Source organism: Sediminicola sp. YIK13 (genome assembly GCF_001430825.1).
In the GTDB taxonomy this organism is placed as follows: domain Bacteria; phylum Bacteroidota; class Bacteroidia; order Flavobacteriales; family Flavobacteriaceae; genus Sediminicola.
Genome location: NZ_CP010535.1, coordinates 2,845,540 through 2,867,349, shown reverse-complemented (window position 1 = coordinate 2,867,349; position 21,810 = coordinate 2,845,540). Strand labels below are relative to the sequence as shown.

The 21,810-nt window shown below is 38.3% G+C and carries 21 protein-coding genes; 5 read left to right on the top strand and 16 right to left on the bottom strand.

Translation table 11 applies throughout. The annotated features are described in order from the left end of the window. Positions 1–2: 2 nt before the first annotated feature. A complete protein-coding gene (locus SB49_RS12785) occupies positions 3–1,940 on the bottom strand; it encodes an alpha-1,4-glucan--maltose-1-phosphate maltosyltransferase (protein ID WP_062057170.1) in 1,938 nt (645 codons plus the stop codon). 253 nt (positions 1,941–2,193) lie between these two features. On the opposite strand from SB49_RS12785, the gene SB49_RS12780 reads away from it, so the two are divergent. The 3 genes from SB49_RS12780 (at position 2,194) to SB49_RS12770 (ending at position 6,340) form a co-directional block, all read left to right on the top strand. After that, entirely contained in the window at positions 2,194–2,397 is a 204-nt protein-coding gene (locus SB49_RS12780; protein WP_062057167.1) for a hypothetical protein, read from the top strand. A 969-nt stretch (positions 2,398–3,366) separates the two neighbouring features. After that, the gene (locus tag SB49_RS12775) at positions 3,367–5,766 is read left to right on the top strand and encodes a TonB-dependent receptor (protein WP_062057165.1); all 2,400 of its coding nucleotides are present in this window, start codon (positions 3,367–3,369) and stop codon (positions 5,764–5,766) included. A 16-nt stretch (positions 5,767–5,782) separates the two neighbouring features. Beyond that, a complete protein-coding gene (locus tag SB49_RS12770; protein WP_062057163.1) occupies positions 5,783–6,340 on the top strand; it encodes a hypothetical protein in 558 nt (185 codons plus the stop codon). A gap of 167 nt (positions 6,341–6,507) precedes the next feature. On the opposite strand, the gene SB49_RS12765 is transcribed toward SB49_RS12770, so the two are convergent. Together SB49_RS12765 and SB49_RS12760 are read right to left on the bottom strand one after the other, a co-directional pair. Then, a complete protein-coding gene (locus tag SB49_RS12765) occupies positions 6,508–6,990 on the bottom strand; it encodes a nuclear transport factor 2 family protein (protein WP_235537763.1) in 483 nt (160 codons plus the stop codon). Next, entirely contained in the window at positions 6,983–7,438 is a 456-nt protein-coding gene (locus tag SB49_RS12760) for a nuclear transport factor 2 family protein (RefSeq protein WP_062057161.1), read from the bottom strand. The genes SB49_RS12765 and SB49_RS12760 overlap by 8 nt, the downstream gene beginning before the upstream one ends. Positions 7,439–7,657: 219 nt before the next feature. Here SB49_RS12760 and SB49_RS12755 point away from each other — a divergent pair, with 219 nt between their 5' ends. Then, positions 7,658–8,563: a helix-turn-helix domain-containing protein gene (locus SB49_RS12755; protein WP_062057159.1), complete on the top strand. Its 906-nt coding sequence runs from the start codon at positions 7,658–7,660 to the stop codon at positions 8,561–8,563. A gap of 462 nt (positions 8,564–9,025) precedes the next feature. Further along, on the top strand, positions 9,026–10,243 hold the full coding sequence (locus SB49_RS12750) for a site-specific integrase (RefSeq protein ID WP_062059204.1): 1,218 nt from the start codon (positions 9,026–9,028) through the stop codon (positions 10,241–10,243). Positions 10,244–10,358: 115 nt separating this feature from the next. Here the strand turns inward: SB49_RS12750 and SB49_RS12745 are convergent, their stop codons facing one another. From SB49_RS12745 to SB49_RS12685, 13 genes are all read right to left on the bottom strand, one after another. Next, positions 10,359–10,832 carry a DUF6730 family protein gene (locus SB49_RS12745; RefSeq protein ID WP_062057157.1) on the bottom strand — a complete coding sequence of 158 codons (474 nt, stop codon included), beginning with the start codon at positions 10,830–10,832 and terminating at the stop codon, positions 10,359–10,361. A 12-nt stretch (positions 10,833–10,844) separates the two neighbouring features. After that, the gene (locus SB49_RS12740) at positions 10,845–11,714 is read right to left on the bottom strand and encodes a relaxase/mobilization nuclease domain-containing protein (protein ID WP_062057155.1); all 870 of its coding nucleotides are present in this window, start codon (positions 11,712–11,714) and stop codon (positions 10,845–10,847) included. Then, positions 11,714–12,016: a mobilization protein MbpA gene (mbpA, locus tag SB49_RS12735; protein ID WP_062057153.1), complete on the bottom strand. Its 303-nt coding sequence runs from the start codon at positions 12,014–12,016 to the stop codon at positions 11,714–11,716. Before mbpA ends, SB49_RS12740 begins: the two co-directional genes overlap by 1 nt. Then, a complete protein-coding gene (locus tag SB49_RS12730; RefSeq protein WP_082591119.1) occupies positions 12,013–12,969 on the bottom strand; it encodes a toprim domain-containing protein in 957 nt (318 codons plus the stop codon). Before SB49_RS12730 ends, mbpA begins: the two co-directional genes overlap by 4 nt. 207 nt (positions 12,970–13,176) lie before the next feature. Next, positions 13,177–14,382 (bottom strand): primase-helicase family protein, encoded by a 1,206-nt coding sequence (locus tag SB49_RS12725; RefSeq protein ID WP_062056515.1) that lies wholly within the window; start codon positions 14,380–14,382, stop codon positions 13,177–13,179. A 219-nt stretch (positions 14,383–14,601) separates the two neighbouring features. Further along, complete coding sequence (locus tag SB49_RS16270; RefSeq protein ID WP_335337878.1) at positions 14,602–14,724, bottom strand: hypothetical protein; 123 nt, start codon at positions 14,722–14,724, stop codon at positions 14,602–14,604. A gap of 542 nt (positions 14,725–15,266) precedes the next feature. Then, entirely contained in the window at positions 15,267–15,818 is a 552-nt protein-coding gene (locus SB49_RS12715; RefSeq protein WP_062057151.1) for a GNAT family N-acetyltransferase, read from the bottom strand. Positions 15,819–15,978: 160 nt separating this feature from the next. Then, positions 15,979–16,683 (bottom strand): tetratricopeptide repeat protein, encoded by a 705-nt coding sequence (locus tag SB49_RS12710; RefSeq protein ID WP_235537761.1) that lies wholly within the window; start codon positions 16,681–16,683, stop codon positions 15,979–15,981. A gap of 241 nt (positions 16,684–16,924) precedes the next feature. Then, complete coding sequence (locus SB49_RS12705) at positions 16,925–18,367, bottom strand: S41 family peptidase (RefSeq protein ID WP_062057150.1); 1,443 nt, start codon at positions 18,365–18,367, stop codon at positions 16,925–16,927. 188 nt (positions 18,368–18,555) lie between these two features. After that, on the bottom strand, positions 18,556–19,359 hold the full coding sequence (locus SB49_RS12700) for a hypothetical protein (RefSeq protein ID WP_145758395.1): 804 nt from the start codon (positions 19,357–19,359) through the stop codon (positions 18,556–18,558). Between the two features lie 210 nt (positions 19,360–19,569). Next, complete coding sequence (locus SB49_RS12695) at positions 19,570–20,259, bottom strand: DUF6624 domain-containing protein (RefSeq protein WP_062057145.1); 690 nt, start codon at positions 20,257–20,259, stop codon at positions 19,570–19,572. 151 nt (positions 20,260–20,410) lie between these two features. Further along, entirely contained in the window at positions 20,411–21,049 is a 639-nt protein-coding gene (locus tag SB49_RS12690) for a DUF6563 family protein (RefSeq protein ID WP_062057143.1), read from the bottom strand. A gap of 155 nt (positions 21,050–21,204) precedes the next feature. Next, positions 21,205–21,774 carry a hypothetical protein gene (locus SB49_RS12685; protein WP_062057141.1) on the bottom strand — a complete coding sequence of 190 codons (570 nt, stop codon included), beginning with the start codon at positions 21,772–21,774 and terminating at the stop codon, positions 21,205–21,207. Positions 21,775–21,810: the final 36 nt, after the last annotated feature.

Below are 21,810 nucleotides of genomic sequence, written 5' to 3'. Positions count from 1 at the left end.
TCTTACTTATTTAGGTGGAATATATGGAAAGGTAAGGTAGGGCTCAATTCTACGTAGTTCCATTCTGTGCTCCAATTGTAACTGTTTTCTGTTATTGCATCCTTCATTGTCAAGTGATGACCCGCAGTTATACCCAACGCCTGTAATGGCAATTGTACAAAACCTTGTTGCGTATGGTGTGAATCTAAACTGATAACTGTCAACGTCTCATCGGACCTATCATCACTCCACTTGTAAAAGGCAATTATATTTTGATTTTCAATATGGCAAAATTGAATATTATTGGTTTGCTGAAGGGACGAATGTGTCTTACGTGCTTCGTTTATCTTGGTAATGAGATAGGTGATTTTGTTTTCTATCGACCAATCCCAGTGCCTTATTTCGTATTTTTCGCAGTGAATGTACTCCTCTTTCCCTGGCATGGCATCAGAGACCATGTATTCAAATACGGGACCGTAAATTCCCAAGTTACCACAAAGGGTTCCCGCAAGAACGTATCTAATAAGGTGCATTGTTTCATTAGCGCCTTGTAAATGATAGGGATTGATGTCTGGAGTGTTTGGCCAAAAATTAGCACGGTAATATTCCTTCATATCCGACTGTGTCAGCTCAGTTAAATATTCCATTAGCTCCCCTTTGTCCACTCTCCATGTAAAATAACTATAGGATTGTGAAAAGCCTTGTTTGGCCAATTGCTGCATTACCTTAGGCCGTGAGAATGCCTCGGCAAGAAATAATACGTCCGGGTGTTTCTTTTTTACCTCATCAATTAACCAAGCCCAAAAATAATAGGGTTTTGTGTGGGGGTTGTCTACCCTAAAAATATTTACCCCACAATTGACCCAATGTAGGGCAACGCTGAGCAATTCTTCCCATAATTCCTTGTACGCATTGGTTTCAAAATAAAAATTGACAATATCCTGATATTTTTTAGGTGGGTTTTCGGCGTACTGCATGGTGCCATCCGGCCTTTTTCTGAACCATTCAGGATGGTCCGTGATATAGGGATGGTCCGGTGCCGCCTGGAAGGCCAGATCCATGGCTATTTCTATACCATGATTGTTGGCTTGTTGTATTAAGTTCTTGAAATCGTCCTCTGTACCTAACTCTGGATGAATAGACTTATGCCCTCCCAAGTGGGAACCTATGGCCCAAGGCACACCAGAATCCCCTTCTTTGGCATTGGTAGCATTGTTCTTGCCTTTTCTGTTCTTTTCACCTATAGGATGTATCGGAGGAAAATAAAGTGTATCAAACCCCATTCCTGCTATTCGTGGCAGTAAACGTTCACAATCTTTAAAGGTTCCATGCTTTCCCGGTTCTGAAGCTGCAGATCTAGGGAAAAATTCATACCAGGTACTAAAATTCGCTTTTTTACGATCTACATAAACTTGTAGGGTTTTACTGGTATTGGCAAACAAGCGCTGTGGATGTTCTATAAACATTCTGCACAACTTTTTAGAGGTAGCTGTTTTCACAGCGCTGTCATAAGAATGTTCATCTTCGAACTCTCTTATCCATGTAAGTACCTGTTCCTTCTCTTCTGAAGGTACCATTTCTGAAATATACGCTAGATACTGCACACCATCCAACAACTCGCTTTTTACGTACTGCCCATCTTTTATCTTGGCCTCAATTCCGTGCTGCCAGTTTAGGGCATAGTCTACCCAGCCTCTTACACTATACTCGTAAAATCCTTGTTTTTCTACTTTAAATGAGCCGGTATATACATCGTTTCCTAAATGCCTCATATGGATGATTGAGGCATTTTTATCCTTTTCATGTTTACATAGAATTTCCACTTGAATAATATCGTGTCCATCGGGAAGCACATCGGCTGTAACTTTGACCGTTTCTCCAACGACCCTTTTGATGAAAAAACTGCCGCATTGCAATTGTGGTGCTACATTTTCTATTATTACACGATGTTGTCTTAACATAATTTAATTCGGTTTAGTTGCGCTATATATTATTTCCTGTACTCAATATACATCATTTAATGACGTTATTTTTTTAGTATGACGCTAAACCTCGTTGACAAATAATAGTAAGTTAACGCCTTTCTTTTTCTCTTTTCGTCATTGGCCCTTCACTTAGATGACCATAAATAATGGTACAAACCATTCGGACCCCTGAGCGACCAATATTAAAATTGGAATAACATCAATATTATATCCTAGTGACCCTAAAAAAATGAAACGTATTGTCGTTCATTTGAAAAAATCCATAATGGATTCTAACAAAACCAAAGCTTGTTTCCAAGATATCCCAGAAACCAAGTTTGCGCCTTTGCTTCATAGTAAAATAAATCATTACTATTTTGACAAGCATGTCCTTATCAAAACTTTTAGGAGAGAAGTAAAAATAAAAGTTCCGATAGTCGTAAATATAGGATAATTTTTAAAAATTTAAGAACTATGTAAAAGATTCCGCAGCCTTGTGGCACCTTCAGATGAAATTGTAACAACTTCCTTTTCAAAGGATCATCTATACCATTAAATTGTAAAAGTTATCAACCGAAATCGATTTATTTTTGTGTATCACTATTTTTTATGCAAAAAACAACGCAATTGACATTTTTTTGTGAAGATTTATGCATATTTTTAAATCGAGAAGTAAAAATAACAATTGGATACCATAAAAAGTTATTGAGTTGTTAGACAAGGTTATGATTTAAGATAGTTTACTGAGGCCTTGCCTTGGTGGACTATCTTTGTTTTGTCTCCAATATAAGGTTTTAAACCAATGTATACGATTATAAATCTCCTAGCGCCCAAGGGATATCGCTAACTGCCCTGGATGGAACCCAAATATTATGTTGGGAACAGATTTTACCCTTTTCTGCAGGTGTGTAAAAAGGATGAACGAAGCGGATAACCTTATTGGTGACGCCAGGACCATATATTCCAAATAAACTTCATTAAGATTAATTGTCAAAATTGTTTTTTATCTTTGCGCTACAATCGGTGGTTACAGCGAAAGCAGAACAGCTTTATGGGAATTGAAAAACAGATTTTACGTGCTTTCACGGCATTAGTGCTTCTATCAGCATTACTGCTGCCCAATGCTGTTCAACTATCACATGTTTTCCAAGGGCACGAACACGTGGTATGCCTTGATCAAGTGGAACACGTGCATGCACAACCTGCGGATTGCCAAATCTGTCATTTTCACCTGTCCACTTACAATTATAGTTTGTGCAATAGCACAGTGGTTTTGCTGCCCCCCTTCCTGGACAAGGTGGAATCTCAATTTTCGAACCCCTTATGTAGTTCCTTTAAAAAAACCAATACCCAATTAAGGGCACCGCCGTATTTTCTTAGTTAAAAGACCCAAGCCTGGTTTTATTTTAATTAAAGAATTTTTATGCGTTTATATGTCCTATTGGCATTGCTATTGAGCAGTATCTCTTCTATTTCACAAGATTGTAACTATACCCTTTCTGGATCTGTCAAAGATTTGCATGATGGTTCCCTTTTAGCGGGTGCCACGCTTATTCTTGCGGGCACAGAACAAGCGGTACTATCCGATCTGGACGGTAACTATATGTTCACCGGCCTTTGTGAGGGTACCTATGCCATTCAGGTTTCCCATCCCTACTGCCTATCCAAGGGGTTTACCATAAAAGTAAACGGCGATACCAAGAGTAATTTCCTTTTAGAACACCATTTGGAGGAGCTCAATGAAGTGATCCTAGAAGGAGAAGCCTATAGGAACCAGACCAAGACCCTTTTTGAAAGCAAGATATCCAATGCCCAGTTGGAAGATTTCAGTAATGGTACCCTTGGTGATGCATTAAACAGCATTAGTGGAGTCTCTTCCCTAAATACAGGCAATACCGTGGTAAAGCCCATGATCAATGGCCTGCATAGCAGCCGGATAGTCATCGTCAACAACGGTGTGCGTATGGAAGATCAGGAATGGGGTGCGGAACACGGACCAAATGTTGATGTCAATTCCGCAGGCAGCCTTACCCTGATCAAAGGGGCGGGAGCGCTTCGGTATGGGGGTGATGCCGTAGGGGGTGTTATCGTAGCCGAAGCCCCCAAAGTGGCCAAAAAGGACACCCTATTTGGTAAAACGCTCTGGAGTGCCTCATCTAACGGTAGGGGCTCTTCGGTATCTTCCCAACTTACAAAAAGCTACAAGAGTGGTTGGTACGGTTCCCTTCAGGGGACCATAAAGCGGTATGGCGATTTTGAAACCCCAGATTACGTACTCAGTAATACGGGTGCTTTTGAGCGCAACGCTTCTTTACGCTTTGGCCTAAACGGCCTGGAATATGGGATTGAAGGCTACTATTCACTTTTTAAAAATGATATTGGCATCTTACGGGCGTCCCATCTAGGGGGCGCACAAGATCAGGTCCGTGCAATCAGCAGCAACAGGCCACTGATTATCAGGGATTTCACCTACAACATAGGAAACCCAAGACAGGAAGTAACCCATCATTTGGCACGGTTAAAAATATTCCAACGTATTGATGGTCTTGGCAAACTTAGCCTTCAGTATGATTTTCAGCGCAACAGCCGTCAAGAATTCGATATCCGTCGTGGTGACGATGCAGATAAGGCCTCCCTGGACCTTGAACTAGACACCCATACCCTGATGCTGGACTTGGACGGAGACCTTTTTGATACCGGCTCTATAAAACTAGGTGCCATGGCACGATACCAGAGTAATTTTGCTGACCCAACTACCGGGGTAAGACGTTTAATACCCGATTACGACAAATATGATCTAGGGGTTTATGCCATTGCCGATTACAGGGTTAAAGAAAAGCTGGTTTTGGAGGCTGGGGTGCGTTTTGACTATAGCTATATGGACGTGTTTAAATTTTACAGGACCTCTTTGTGGGAAGCGCGCAACTATGATCAGCTGTTCCCTGAGATCGTGGTAGAGGAGCTCGGCAACCAGATACTCACCAATCCACAATTGGATTTTTACAATACCTCTGCCACTGCCGGGGCCACGTACTCCTTTAACGAGCAATACAACCTATTTTTTAATTATTCCTTGGCTTCACGCCCACCCAACCCTTCAGAACTTTTTAGTGAGGGACTGCATCATTCCGCTTCCCGAATAGAGTTGGGCGATTTGCGCTTTGGATCCGAAATATCCAATAAACTGGCCCTGACCTTCCAGCGGAAAAATACCACCTTTGGTTTTTCTGTGAATCCGTATATCAATACCATAAGAGATTTTATGGTTATAGAGCCTACAGACGTACAACAAACGGTAAGGGGTAATTTTCAGGTCTGGGAATACCGCCAGACCAAGGCGCAACTCTTGGGTGTAGATGTGGATGCCTCCTGGGCCTTTGCAAAGAATTTTCGTTTCAACCACCAGTTCTCTATGGTAAAGGGGTATGACCGTAACCGCAACGAGGCCTTGATCAATATGCCTCCCGTGACTACACAAAACGGTGTGGTCTATCAAAATAAAAATTTGCGCAATTTAAAATTGGCCATACAGAGTGAATATATGTTTCGCCAGAACGAATTTCCGGACAATAATTTTGAGGTCTTTGTCCCAGAAACACAAACCTTGGAGACCGTAGATGTGAGCACCCCACCAGAGGCCTATCATCTGCTAAAATTCAGTTCTAGTATTGATCTATATAAGGTCGATAAATCTAAACTTACAATAGGGGTCACCGTATCCAACCTTTTGGATACCTCCTACCGGAATTACCTGAACCGACTGCGCTATTACGCCGACGATTTGGGCAGAAACTTTTTGTTAAACCTTAAATTCAATTATTAATTTTAAAATCAAGACAATGAAAAAGATGAGATTTTTATGTACCCTTATGTTAGCTGGAATGGTATTTACTGCCTGTTCTGATGATAACGATGCGCCTATAGCAGTTAATGAGGAAGAAGTGATTACCACCCTCAATGTGACCCTTTCCCCAGTGGGAGGCGGAACCAATATTACCTTACAGACGCAGGATCTTGACGGGGACGGTCCCAATCCGCCAGTTGTAACAGTTTCTGGAAATCTAATGGCCGGTGCGGTATATAACGGAAGTTTATCTGTGTTGAACGAAACGGTATCCCCAGCCGAGAACATTACCGAGGAGGTGGAAGAAGAAAGTAACGAGCACCAATTTTTCTATACCATAGGTGGCGGCCTTGACGTAACCACTACCTACGAAAACTTTGATGGAAACGGCAACCCATTGGGAACGGAATTTTCATTAACAGCTGGGGCTGCAAGCTCGGGTACGGTTACCTTCACCCTGCGCCACGAACCCAAAAAACCTAATGATGGTACCTTAGCCGATGCTGGTGGAGAAACCGACATTACAGCTACTTTTAATATTGCAGTAGAGTAACATTTACTAGATTCCCTTTTTTTAAAAGAAGTTCTTTACAGTAAAACTTGTAAAGGCCTTCTTTTTTTAATTTTTTGAATTAATCGCATCCTTTCTGCTCTTCTGCCTTCTTTTAAGACAAGCCAAAGAAGATGAACAGACCGCAAATTTCATGAAAGCGAGTTATTCTAATCGCGGGTCATTAGTTTGCTGAAGGTTAAATCGGCCAATTTCCATTCGTCATCTTGCTTCACATAGACTTCAGTGACCATAAAGGGCGTGGTGACCTCATTGTCACCAACGACCGCCAATAGTGTAATTTGGTTCCAAAGAATCACAGTAGTTTCGTTTAGCACCTCGACCATGACTTCATGGACATCCGCCTTTTTGTAATGGATAAATCCACTTCTAATGATGTCCACTTCCCGGTCTTTTCCCCACGTACCACCCATATGTACGAACTTTGCCTTGTCATGGAAAAGTACGGCTAGGCTATCGGCATTTTTATCGGCCATCCATTGCCATTTTTGCTTTGATAGCTCGGTGATTTCTTTTTCTATTTCCATGGATTGCGCCAAGGCTATTTGTCCACACGTAAAAAAGACAAGGAGTCCAAAAATTGTTGCTTTTAGATTCATGATCCACTGTTTTAAGGTTAGAAGTCTATTCATGTTCTATTTCGTGGGTATCCCTTACACTGCTAAAGGTCAGGTCCAATAATTTCCAATTCTGCCCTTCCTTTTGATAGAATTCTGTTACTGTAAATTCATTGGAAACATCATTTCCCCTTACATGGGCCGTAAGTGTAATACGGTTCCAGAGCACGGCAGTGTCATCTCCAAAAACTTCCACTGCTACATCATGTACCTCCGCATTTTTGTACCAAATACTTCCGGATTTGATAATTTCCAGTTCCCTGTCCTTTTTCCAGGAACCGCTCATATGCACAAATTTTGATTTATCATGGAAAAGGTTGGCCAGTTTATCGACATCTTTATCGGCCATCCATTGCCATTTTTGCTTGGAAAGTTCCTTGATTTCCTCTTCTATGTCGGCACTTTGAGCGAAAGATGAAGCACTGATTAATACCAACAAGATTCCAAATACTAGATTTTTCATTTTTATATGTTTAAGAGTTACTAATGCCTGTTTTTAATTTTAGACCTTATACCTAAAGTTCCTTTTGTAGCTAATATTTTTCTTCTTATCAAACCTAAGAATTAATTAAGACAGATCAGTTACCCTATTTACTGAATTACCTACCATTTTTACTGATTTTGACATGCTATTAGTCTTATTTACACAACTTTAACTAAATTCGAATAAAGGAAAACATTTATGGGGTCAATTAAAGATTTGGTAAAAGTGGATGATTATTGCTCCAAATTCAATCTACCTACCTTGCACCCACTGGTCAGCGTTCATGACCTTTCGGAAGGCACCTTGGATGGAAAGGGAAATGCCGAAGCCGTCCGCTATCATTTTTACGGTATTTTCCTGAAACAAGGAGAGGGCTGTGTTTTAAGATATGGCCGTCAGAACTACGATTACCAAGATGGCACCTTGGTGTTTTTGGCACCTGGACAAGTAGTGCATGTTGGGCATATCGATGCTAGTTTTAAACCGTCCGGCCATGCGCTTTTGATTCATCCCGATCTGCTATGGGGTACCCACTTGGCAAAAACAATGACCGAGTATTCATTTTTTTCCTATCTATCCCATGAAGCACTCCATATCTCAAAAAAGGAACGGCAATTGGTGCTGGACCTTTTTGATACGATACGGAGGGAACTTTCCCAAGGAATAGACAGGCACAGTAAAGAAGTCACAGTTGCCACTATCGAACTATTTTTGAAATACTGTAAGCGGTTCTACGACCGGCAGTTCATTACAAGGGAAAAGGAAAATCTTGGCGTGATCCAACGGTTTGAAATTTCCTTGAATTCCTATATCCAATCAGGAAAAGGCAGGGAGCTGGGAACCCCTTCGGTCAGCTATTTTGCGGAGGAACAAAATCTGTCTTCCAATTATTTCGGCGATCTGGTCAAAAAGGAAACCGGGAAAAGCGCCAATGACCATATTCAGGACCAGTTGATTGAGATAGCCAAGCAAAAAATCTTCGATGCCGATAAATCCCTAAGCGAAATAGCCTATGAACTTGGGTTTAAATATCCACAGCATTTCAGCCGCCTGTTTAAACAGAAAGTAGGGTATTCTCCCAACGAGTTTCGAATGTTGAATTAAGTTTTATACCGAACTAGGGAATACAGAAACGGATTAATATGGAATTACACCAAGCCTAAATAATACTCTTTTTTGAGTGCAAATGCAATGGTCGATGCCTATCTTCATGGGCATTTTAAAACAAAAAAACCACTCGAATAAATTCGGTGGCTTTCCTTAGTTTTAAAACGCAATCTCAATTGCGTTTGATCGTGGAGAATACCGCCCCGAAGCGTCGGGGGAAACGGCGACCTCATTAAAAGAAAAAACCATCACTCTGCAGTGATGGTTTGTGGAGAATACCGGAGTCGAACCGGTGACCTCTTGCCTGCCAGAAATAGGATTAGCATATCAAAACAATATAAAATAGTATGTATTTAATTGAATATCAGTATTTTAATTTATTATAAACTATTTTGAATTCAAATGAAACCAAGTATTTGCGTGCAAATTGCGTGCAAATTTTTTTTACCTTTGATTAGGATGAGCACCAATGTAAAACTTTCTTTGGATACACGCAGGCAGAAAAAAGATGCCTCTTATCCTGTTATATTACGATTGACCCATTTTCGTAAAACGACTTCAATAAGTTTAGGCCTATCTGTGCAAAAAGAGTTTTGGGATAATAAAAACGAAAAGATAAAAAGAGCTTTCATAGGTACTTCATCAGTTAGTAAATTGAATAATCAGCTTTTGAAGGAAAAGACCAGAGCTGTGGACATAATTAATGACCTGCACGAGAAAGATGAGCTTAACTTTTTATCCATTCAACAACTCAAGATGAAAATCGTAAAAACCGCCTCATTTGAATCATTTTTTGAATATAGTAAGGATATCGTAAATGAGCTAAGACATTCGGAACGTTTTGGAAATGCTAACACTTACTATGCTGTAATAAAAGTGTTAGAAAAATTTACTGGTGGAAATGATATCAAATTCAATGAAGTTAATTACGACTTTCTTAAAAGATTTGAAAGTTGGCATTTTTCAAGAGGTAATTCTGTAAACGGTCTTTCAGCTTACATGAGAACAATAAAGGCTATTTTTAATAAGGCTATTAAGTCTGATGTCGTTTCGAGGGATGCTTACCCGTTTACTCATTATAGAATTAAAACAACTCCAACAGAAAAAAGAGCACTTGATATCGGGAGCATCAAATCTATAATGCTTTTGAAACTGGAAGAAACGGATAGCTTGTTCCATTACAGAAACTTCTTCTTAGCATCTTATATGCTCTATGGTATTTCCTATATGGATTTAGCTTTTTTAAAAGTTCAAAATATCATTGACAACCGTATTAAGTTCCAGAGAAAAAAGACATCCAAACCCTATGATATTAATATAACACCCCAATTAAAGGAGATACTTTCATTTTATCTCAAAAACAAACACAAATCAGATTTTATATTTCCAATAGTGAAAAGAGACACCTTTGAACTTCAGTATAAGGATGTATTATGGGCTCGAAAGAGATATAATAAAGGGTTGAAAGAGATTGCTGCTAAATGCAATATTGAGCAGAGGCTAACATCATATGTGGCTCGCCATAGCTTTGCTACTCAGGCCATGTTGCAGGATGTACCTTTGCAAGCTATTTCAGCCATGCTCGGTCACAATCGCTTATCAACCACTCAGATATACCTTAAATCATTGCCAAGTGAGATATTAGATGATTACAATAAGAAATTGGTTGAATTATAATATTGGATTTTAGATTACCCCCAAATCTTACCTCAAAACTTTGCGCATGGATCCTGTGGAATTTTTGTAGCGTTCCGGAAGATAAGCGTCAAGCAAAAATTCCATAGGGTGCATTCTACTTTTGATTTGGAACGCTCTCTTTTTCCTTTACCCATTTTTGGTAGGATTTGTAGTGCTGTGGATATTGGTCAAAATAGTCTCTCAGGTCTGAGATTACTTCTTGCTCACCTTTATTGAATGCACGTTCCCGAACATCATCTATTTGTGAAACTTTAAAGGTCAGATAGCCTATGATGACCAAAGAAACGAACCAAATCCAATAGTGAAACCATAGTTGTGTTTTTGAAATCAATCTTGCCTTTGAAATCTGACTTCCAATATCTTCAACGGACTGCCGAAGCTCTGAATTTTTGACTTTCTCGTAGTTTAGATGTTCTCTAAGCAATCTTTCAAATTCGGTGGTATCGGGTATTACTTTGATATTGTCCGTATTTTGGGTCAACCGTTCCAGTCTACCGATGGCCTGGTTGAACCCATCCAGCTCGTCGTTCAGAAGTTCCATCACCTCGTCCAGTTTTTTGTATCCCATAGCTTCTTTTTTTTAATATCCGATTCCTGTATCGATGGCCTTTTTGATCGTTTTTTTGATGATGTTCTTGGCGATGCTAGTTGCAAGATTAGTACTCAACTCCAAAGTTTTCCCTAGTAGCTGGACCGATTTGCCGACCTCTTTTGGTTTTGCAATCCCTTTGTTCTTGGAAAGTTGTGCCATGATCCTTCCTCCGGACATGGAGCGGTCTACCTCACTGGCCTTGAAGTTATGGCCTTCATATTGGAACCTGAATCCCTGTAACCTGTTCGCTTTATTAATGGTCGGGATGACTTGCACTTTTCTTTCTTTCATGATCTGGATATAACTGTCCAATGTTTTTGGCCTTTCGCTTTCCATTACTCTTTGATGGATGTCCTTTATTTCTAGCCGGACCTTTATGGTATCCAGTTCCTTTTCCCGTTGTACTTCCTTGACCGTGGTCAGTCCCATTTCCTTGGCAACATTTTCGGCTGCAAGCTGGCTTCGTTTCCCGATAAAACTATCGTTGTAGGCCTTTCCATCGAAACCGATCCGGTTCACGTATAAATGGACATGGGTATGTGCCTTGTCCCTATGGACAAAGGCGATGGCCTGCCGTTCCTTCAGCTGCATTTGCTTGACGAACCTTTGTGTCAGTTCCCCTAATTGTTCCTTGGAAAGGTTTCTGCCGTCTTCCTGTGTCGGACTGAGTATAAAGCTAAGGGTATTCTTTTGGCAGCGGATATTCTCTTCTTGTATCAACCTGAACTCCTCGGTGATCTCTTGGGGACTGTTGCCAGCCAAATGTTGGCTGAATACGATTTCCGCATCCTTCTCCTGGTTCCAACCGTAATCGATACTTGTACCCGTATGCGCTATGGACGTTCCCTTGCCTATCATTACTTTGTTCTTTTGAAATTATAAAGGTGTGTCCGTATTTCCTCCGCCAATTGCTCAACCTCGCCGGCCAGTCTTGGATTGTGCTTCTTGAACATATTGCCGATCCGGGTAAAGTTGCTCTTGTACTTCACCAGCATTTTATAATGGGCCAATTGTTCCTCGGTCAACCGCTCGATGACGGTATTGCCGAAAGCGGAGCTGCGGCAATATTCGGAGAGGGAAAGTCCTGCCCGTTCCGCCCTTTTCCGGAGCAGTTTTTTCTCGTAGATGGAGCAACGGAATTTGATGTACGTACGTTTCATTTCTTTTTTACTTTGCGACCATCGGGAGTAAAGCGAGTTTGTTTTTGTGGCAACAAAGACACATCTCGCGCTTCCTGACCAAGTCCCTTTCTAGCATTTCCAATCAACCATTCGTTCATGTCCTTGAACCCTTCATATAGCATTGATCTGTCCAGGCAGTTAATGGAATTTTTTATCATTTTTTGGGTCGTCCTTTTTCCATTTGAATCGTTGTCCAGATAGAGATTTATAGTTAAATAATCCTGTATGATTTTCGTAGCTTTTGAAACGAAGGCAGTTGAGTTCAAGACTAAAAAATCACAATCTTCTTCCAAAATTTCATTATAGCTAAGAAGGGATAGTAAGTCGAACACGCCTTCGGTAACCATAAGTTTTTTATTTCCTTTTTTGATGTGGGTGATGTCCTTGGGAGAACTACAGTTCTTATAATATTTGTTACGAAGTTCCCATCCTCCGGAATCGTTTTTAAAACCGATGGCGAAGTAGTTCTTATTCTTAAAACTATAATGGACCTCACTAATGTATTTCTTCGCGGTTGTGGTTGAAATAGATCTGGAACTTAAATAACCTCGCAAAGCATAATGGGTAAGTTCCTTGACTTCTTTTACAAAGATTTTATCCTGTTGTTCCACTTTAAAACTGGGCTGCTGTTGAAATAAAAAAGAGTTCTTATCCTCTCCGATTATTCGTAAAGCTTCTTTTACGGTGCATTGTCTCATTTTACATACCAGGTCGATAACATTTCCACCGGTTCCTTCTCCATGGTCGTACCATCTATTAAGTCTCTTGGACACCTTGAAAGAGGCTTGGGCCTCTGAGCGGAACGGGCTCAGGAACCAAGCTTCTTTTTCGTTTGTCGTGGTCGGAAAGTGCCCTAGTTTTGCCAGCGCTTTTTCGATGGGAAAAGTTCGGGCTCTTTCACACGATAATCCTGTTGTTCTTTTTTCTTTCATAAGCCAAATGCTTTTAGCTGTTTTTTTGATGATATGATGACAACACCCTCTAAGGCCCCTACAGTGTTAGGTTTCCCCTGTCATCGTTTTGTCATCACGTCATCGTTCTTCGTTTTTTCCAAGTGTTTTCCGTCATCATTATTTTTTTTGATGACAGAATGATGACAGTTTGATGACAGCCTAGGCCCCGTAAACATTGGCCCCGCCCTATTCCGTCATCGTATCATCAAAATTTTTGTCCAAAAAGTCTTTTGCCACCGTAAAGTACCTTCCCTTGGCATCGGTCAGGTTTATATCCCCATCGCTCCAAATGGTCACTTTTTGGTATTTGTTGGAGTTGTCCTGGTTGACAAGTTTCCAATCATTCTTCAGCAATTTCCGTAACTGTGTCAGGTCGGTCTTGACGCGGGTCTTGTTCAACAGGTGCAGCGCATCGATGGGACAGAGATGTATCTCCTCCAGTTCGAACTTTTCCATGACACTGAACAGGATACTGGCCAGCTCCTTCTCCACCCGGTTCCTATTGTTCTGTACCAACCTTTTTAACGCTGCTGTTCTAATCTGTTTTGGGGTGAACCACATTCTAGTGCTGTGCTCGCTCGATAGCTGCCGCTGTTGCATGAAATGCAGAAAAGCCGGTATTTCCGATTTCAGGTGATACAGGAAATCGGTCTCCTCCTTTTTAAGTACCGGTATTTTCAGCACCCAAAAACGGGTCTCGTTCCCGTCTATCTTAATAAAATTGTCCTCGTTGTTGCTGCACAGGATGAACTTGCCAAAGAACTCCACTTCCCGTTTGTCCTTTCCCTTGGCCTCCAACTTGTTGATATTGGTCGTGCTCAGGTACTTGATGCGTTCGGTCAATTCCTCTTTGTTGAACAGAACCTCATCTATACAGATGAGCAGCTTGTTCGCCCAGTCCGCATTGAACTGGCTGCTGAAACTGTCATTGGTCAGATAGGTCATGTTGTTGTCGAAGATGGCCTTCAGCCATTTCAAAAAGGTGCTCTTGCCCGTGGATCGTTCCTTGGAGACCAGGCACAGGATTGGCAATACCTGGACCGGTTTCGTATATAACAGTTGAAGGTAGTCCAATCCCAGTTCATAGTGCTGGCCGAAAATGTGTTCAAGGAAACTTAATGACGTACTACAATCCCCTTCTTTGGGGATTGCGGGCAACGGGGAATAGGTATTATAAAACCCTTTGTACTCCTGTTTAAAATCGACGTGGCTGGGGATACATGTGAAGCCATCATACTTTGGAACCTTGCTCAGGTAATCCTTTCCATGGTCCTGGCGGATGGTCTCGATGTTCCAATGGACCAAGATCTCGTTGAAATGGCCTGCGATGGTCGGTGCCTGCACCAGTTTATAGTACGAGGTGCCCACCCGTAAGTACGGTACTTTTTTCATAGTATAGGGTTTTGAACACCTAGGGGATTCCCAAGGTGTAATGAAATTTGAAAAGTTTGGATATACGGTCGCCTAACGAACAGGCTTCGCTATCGTTTCGATTTCCTCTATGGGTTCTCGTTCGTTCTGGAGCAGCCAGCCCTCAATTTTCTTCCTTTCGAAAAAAATAAGTTTTCCGTTGGGCTTGGAGTGCGGAACGGTCCCCGCAGCGGTAAGTTTTTACAGGTAACTTCTGGATATCCCTGTATAATCACAGGTCTCCTCAAAGGTCAGTACCTCTTTCTTCGCCATCAAAAGTTTTTCCAAACGGTCCAGCCGTCCGAGTATTAAAATTGTGTCCATTTTATTTCTTTTTAAGGATGTGAAATGAACAAAAGCGCTTTTGTTTTCTTTCAATATTGGTATTGGATAAATGTATGAAAATAGGCGAACAGCCCTATGGAACGATGTAAGGAGTTATCCACAAATAATTGATATACAGTATATTATATCAAAACGGACCAAATGAGATTATGTTTATAAAGTATAAATTTTATTTGGTTTCATAAGATACTGAATGAAACCATTTTCTATCTTGGCAATGTTTCCTATATAGAAGGTAATTCTAGGTTATCAACAATTGAAATCCAAGGAATAGGGAAATTTTAACAGGAAAAAAGTCAGATCTTTAAAATTGGATTGTTTGAAGTGTTATTTGATAACTAAGTATTACTTGAAGAAACTTTTACAAGGGACAATAATTTAATTTTGATCTCAAATTATAAACTAAAAAAGTGTAAACTATGTGCCTTTATCGTACCGGGTGTTCGTTAAGATACATAGTTTACAAAAGTTATAGATTAGCCTTTACACTTATGAAATCAAGCTGTTTGGTGGTTTCTATTTTAGTTTTTTGCATACTGCCACAATGAATTATAGCCATTGTTACCTGCTGGCTTTTTTTCAGGACTCAAACTAAATATAGATAACGTGCCATTATCTCCAACATAATCAGATTCATACTCAAGTCCGAGTTTCATAAGTAATTTAATAGATTTTTGATTGTCGGGAATAGTAATTGCTATAATGTTTTCATATTTATTAGATTTAATTATTTCATCTAAATATTTTCTACTTGCTTCTAATGTGTATCCGTTTTTTTCATACTCAGGTAACATTGCAAATCCAATGTCTGGGAATTTTTGTTCCGCACGATTTAAAAATGTGACTATTCCGACAGGTTCTTTTGTGGTTTTTAATTGGAAAACGCTATAATAAAAGTTTGGACTATCAAGTATTTTTTGAATATACTTTTCAGCATCATTCTTGTCAGATATATTCCTATTTCCAATAAACTTCAACCATCCATCAGAATTAACCAATTCAATAATAAACTTTGAGTCTGTCAAGTTGATTGGTCGGATTATTAGTCTATCAGTTTCTAAGTTTTTATACATTCCAGATTTGTTTTCAGCTTGCAGGTAACGGTTCGTGTATGATTAGTTGCGGACTTTTCCAACGGAAAATGTCCGCCTGACATTAAAGATAATTGATTGCAGGAATTTCCAATTGGAAATTCCGCCCGCAATTAATTATACACCGTGTTGTGCAACGTTTTTATTTTCTTTTTTTGTCGCAGTAAACGTAAATTAAGTCGTCCACAGAGTTATCTCCCAATTCCTTGGCTTTTTTTAGGTCCTTACATGGATTTCTTGTTTCTCTCTTACTTGGCTGTAGCTTTCCATTTCCAGTCAGAAGGTTGATTTTTGTTGTTCCCCTGTTGGCAATTGCCTGGTAGTAATTTGGATTCAATTCGATTGCCCTATCATAGTCTTTAATCGCCTCCTCGAAATTCCGTAACATTCCATTCGCTGAGCCACGAATAAAATACAATTCCGGGTCTTTTGGGTTTATAAGAAAGTACTGGTCACAATCAGCTACGGTTTCTTCAAACTTTTGTTGCGAGTAATGAATTTTGGCTTTCCAGTAAATAGCGTTTTCTGTCATTCTTTGATTGGTTTTCAATCGAATGACATGATTAAAGTCCATTATTGCTTTTTCAAGATTGCCAGAATGCATTTTTGAAATTCCTCTGTCAATATATGACGCCATGTCCGTGCTGTCCATTTTTATTGCAGTTGTGAAGTCCGCAATTGCCAAGTCATATTTTTTAAGTCTGTCGTATGAAAGACCTCGATTGATAAAACAGGTTTTTTGGACAGTAGGTTCTTCAATGATTTCCATTAACTCCGTATAGTTTTCGATTGCTTTTTCGAAGTTTCCAGCTTTAAAATTTGCGTTGCCAGTATTGTACAAATCCATGGGATTGGATTGACAAACGGCAAGAATTGAAAATAAAAAGCTGATTATAGTTAGGAAATTCTTCATTTGATTTAAATGTTGCACAACGTTTAGTATATGAAAAGTAGGCGGTTTCGAAGCACCAAACTTTCGGTTAAGCATAAATTTCGAAACGAGCCAAAAGCCTTGAATTTATTACTGTTTCGCCTATTTTTTATATACATTGTTGTGTGTTCGGTTTTCTTCTATGTTAATTTTCTAATTATCGGATATATGTTTCAATAATATAATCCACAGGGTTTTCTTTTAAATCAATAATATCGTCAGGCTGTACAGATTTCATTCCTTCATATTCGTTATTTGCAATATTATAAACCGAAGAAACTTGAAATGATAATTTTGAATAGGGTAGCGTGAAATTAGTAAGCGCAAAACCATTAAAAGAGTACAAATTACCTGTTGGTTGGCCAACTATTTTCCCCATATTGTAAAACTTAAACATTTCTGCGAAAATTGACCCTGCTGAAAAAGTATTATGGTCTGTTATCAAATATACATTTCCAAGGAATCTCTCTTCTTCGGATAAAGGTTTATTCATTTCATAATTGACTGTTACCAATTCATTTTTTTTCGCTCCATAAAAAATGCTTGAATATCCATTAACCAGATAAACTGGTTTAAACCAACGGATACTAATAGGGATAAATTTTCTGTCAAAGGCTTCTTTAAACTCAGGGGTTATTTTCCAATATGCTTTTGATAATTTTCTAAATGGTTCTTTGGCAAAATATTTAGCTAAATGTTCTCCAAAGCTATCAGCTCCTCCTTTGTGACCTCTAAAATCTAAGATTATATGTGATGAATTATTTTCTACTAATGATTTAAAGGACTGTTTATAAAAGTTCTTAATTTCTTTTTCATCACTATTAAAGTCTGAGATTTTCATATAGCCAACTTGGTTTTCCAATATGTTGAAATTATATGATTGAGTTTCATTTTTCGTTAATTTTTCTCGATTTTCCCATTTAATGCCGTTTATAAGCATTGAATCTGCACTTGAACTTTCAATTGTTTTAAAATGTATGTTAAAATCTTCCTCCCAATTGTAGGTTTTCCATAAATAGAACCGGAAATCATCCGATATTTCCAAAAGTTTCAATGATTGCGCTTCTCTTGTAGCATGGTTGAGTAAGTCTTTAATCAATTCCTCGGATGTCTTCCCGTTTATTTTTATTATTTCTGTATTTTTTGGCAAAATCTGCTCTTGACTTTCACTAACCGAAACAAGTATTTTATTTTCAACTATTCTTGCCGAAAGGGGAAAGAATAATTTTTCCTTTTTTACATAATCTGTGAGAACATAACTATCATGTGCAGTTGAATGAGCATCGTTATAGCCAATGACAATTTGATCAATAATTCGCCAAAAATTTATAATAGTCAAACTATCTGGAAGCTGTAGTTTTATAGAGTCGACCTTTGATTGGTGATTGGTTTTTTGGAAAAATCTATATGGATTAGGGTGAATCTTCTCAAAGGTGCTTGTTAAGCTATCAATATCAAAAAACATTTCTTCCTTTGATATATAATTATTGATGTCAACAAACCTTATTGATTCATCTTCTGGTGGGTCAGACAATGAAGCTAAATAACCAATTGTAACTATCAGTATCGCAATTAAAATCCATATAATTTTCTTTTTCATTGTAAACTTTATATTTCTAATCTTCTAATTGCTGTTCTGTTAAACTGACACACAACGCCTAGGCTATGATTTCGTTGTGGGAAACGTCGTAGACTTTCCCACTTATGAAATCAGGCCGTTTGACGGTTATTATTTTTGTTTTTTGCATGATGCCACAATGAATTATAGCCAATGTTAGGCAACGTATTTTATTTTGTCCCTCTGTATTTTGCATATCTGGCTTGCATTTCTTGTTCAACTCCAGTGCTATTGCCATATCCACGAATCCCTTTTAATGATTTTTCAAAACTCGGGTGAATACCCCCTGTGCAGACAAGGTCATGTATTTTATCTTCATATGTTAACACACCCCATTGATTACTATGTATCATAATAACATCAACATGATATGGTTCAATTCTATTTTTATGACGAACATAATTGTATCCCATATGTTGTTCATTTGGAAACCCATATTTTTCGTTGAAATCCTTAAAGTCCGTTAGTATCTTTGTTGCTCCGTCAATTAATTCTTGTAATGTCAATTCTATTTTTCGTTCTCTCCACTGGTGGTATTTATTAGTAAATTCATAATCGTCTTGTGAAATTTCTAAGAATCGATTTCGCATTTCTATATTAAAATGGTCTACGTAATATTTAGCATGTAGTTCAAAATTTGATTTAAATTTATTGTACCACTTCTTCTTTTTGAATTTTGCAAAATACCTTAATGGCGTACCACCTTTTGCCAACTTTTCTGCCACATGTTCAGCCCATTCATTGTCCTTTGTTTCATTAGCTGTGACCAAGGCATAGCTTAAATCATGTCCGAGGGGAATGTCGGTTTTGGCAAAGGCAAGTTGGAAGTTCCGTTTAGCCCCATTAAAATTTTGTTCAGAAAACTCTTTTTTAGCCAAATCTGTCAACCGAAAATATTCCTCATATTCACATTCTTGTCCAGATAAGTTGGACATTAAGAAAATACTAGTGACTATCAGAATTAACTTTTTCATATGTTGCCTAACGCCTAAGCTATGAGTAGTGCGGAGGCAAGGAAACTTTCTCGTTTCCGTCTTCGCACGTAGCAAAAGCTTTTTGTTTTGATTTATATTTTTTCGCCAGAGCAAAATCCAAAAGATTTTGCGGACATAGTAAATATACGCAAACCATTGAGTTAAATACTCAACCCCGCATTACTTATAGGTATTGTTGTAACCAGTTTTTTATAAATCGCTTAATTCGTTGATTTGATATAATCTAAATTCAACTCCCATTTCCTTTACATATTCCTCTACGTTTAGTTTAAATCCAATTTCTTTTCTCCAAATATTAATTGAATCAGCATTTTTAATTGGCCAGAGGAAGTAAATCCATTCACCTTTTTTATTGGTTTGTCCTTTTATCTGGGTCCCGTAAAGTTGTTCAATTCCTTTATTCATTAAATTCCTGTCTTCCATCATTGCTAATGAGGTTTTAGCGATGTCTCCATTTTGGCTAGCTTTTCTAATTAGAGGTAAGTATTCCTCTATTTTATTAGAGTGTTGAATGACATAAAAAACAGCTTTATTAGCAGGTTCGCCAACTAAAGATTTACTCGGGTAGCCATGATTTTTTATAATGTTTTCGGTTTCGAGTAAATTGATACTATCAATTTCATCCATTAAGTCAAATTTTTTGTTCCCTTCTATATCCGTTTCATTCAATTGCATTTCATTTAACAAGAAAACCCTTCTTTCATGATTTAAATTTCCATCTACTATTTCTCGTATTCCTTGATCTTTTAATAAAATTGATTCTAGTTTATCTTTTAGCTCAACATTAATTTTAATCTCTTCAGAATTGGATTTTTTACCTTGCTTACAAGAGTTAAAAGCTATTATGGTAATGAAGAATAATACCTGAACAAATTTCATTTTGTTAAATTGGTTACAACGCCTAGGCTATGATTTCGTTGTGGGGAAGGTCGTAGACTTTCCCACTTATGAAATCAGGCCGTTTGGTGGTTAATATTTTTGTTTTTTGCTTGATGCCACAATGAATTATAGCCCTTGTTGGCAACAGTTCTTACTTTTCAGATACCCATTTTATAAGGTACTTGTTCAATGTCTCAACGTTATCTTTTTCAGTTTCTTTTTCATATTCCGCAATCAGCTCCGTTGATCCATTCATTAAATCTCTAATATTTTTTTCGGATACTAATATTACTTCTTGAGTATTTTTGTTCATTAAGTAAGGCAAGCGGATTAATGCTCTTTTGGCCGCACTAAATCCTGCAATAATCCCTCCAAACATATATGAAATATCAGAAGATTTCATTCCATATCTTTTCATGTTCATTGGAATACCAGCATTAAAAACGAAATAATTATCATTTTCACCATCAACTTTACTATACCAAAACTGTAGTTCGTGTTGGAAGCTGTTTAAATACAAATCATTCCCGTCAGAGTATGCATAGACTTCCTTTTTTAAAACATTATTTTTAATATTTTCATCGATTGGGTTTAGTTGATAATCATTTCCGCCATTCATTTTTATTTTTCCTTTACTCCGTTTTTCGAGCTCAACAGAAAAGTTTTCAGATGGGGTTTTATCCAATATTTCTTGGAAATTCATGTAACTTCCTTTAGGATAAGTATCTGTTTGTGCCTTTATTGAATAATTAGCGACTACCAAAAGGATAATTAATAATATATTTTTCATTTTTTATGTTTTAATTGTTGCCAACGGTTCGTATAAGAATAGTTGCGGGTTTACATGCGAGGATTTTCCGCAGGAAAATCAGACGTAGTAAACTTGCAACGACCTTTCGTTAAGCCCAAAATTGAGCGATTATTTTTATACATTGTTGTAAAACGTTATTTTTTATTATTCAGTGGAAATGTAATTCCAACTGCAAATGCTCCAACGAACTGCTGAACTGATGGTTGAAAATAATAAGTAAACCCTAAATCAACATTATTATTTTTCCCTAATTCTAGACCAATTGAAAAAGGTATGTGATAAATTATTCCTCCTTTATCAATATTGTCAAAAGCTGTTAATGTTTCAAATTTTCCAATTGAAGTTCCTATTCCAATTTCAACATATGGTGCAACCCAAGCAATTGGTGCACGAACTCTTGCTTTTCCTCCAAGTAAAAAGGCTTTTGATTCAGCTTTTTCATTAGTAGGATTGTTATTCAAATCTTTTCCGCTAGAATTTGTTAAAATAAAACCTGCGTAAGGTCTTAATTCAAACCATGAAGCGACATTTAAAACCAATTCTCCTTGTGCAAAAAAGCCACCATCGGCAACTTCGTCGATACTATTATATGGCACACTGATACCATATCCAATTTGAGCGTTTATTGATTTTTCTTTTATAAACTGTGCTTCAGCTAAATGCGAAGTCAGAACTATTATTAATATTATCAGAGTTTTTTTCATGATGTTTTACAACGGTTTGTGTATGATTAGTGCGGT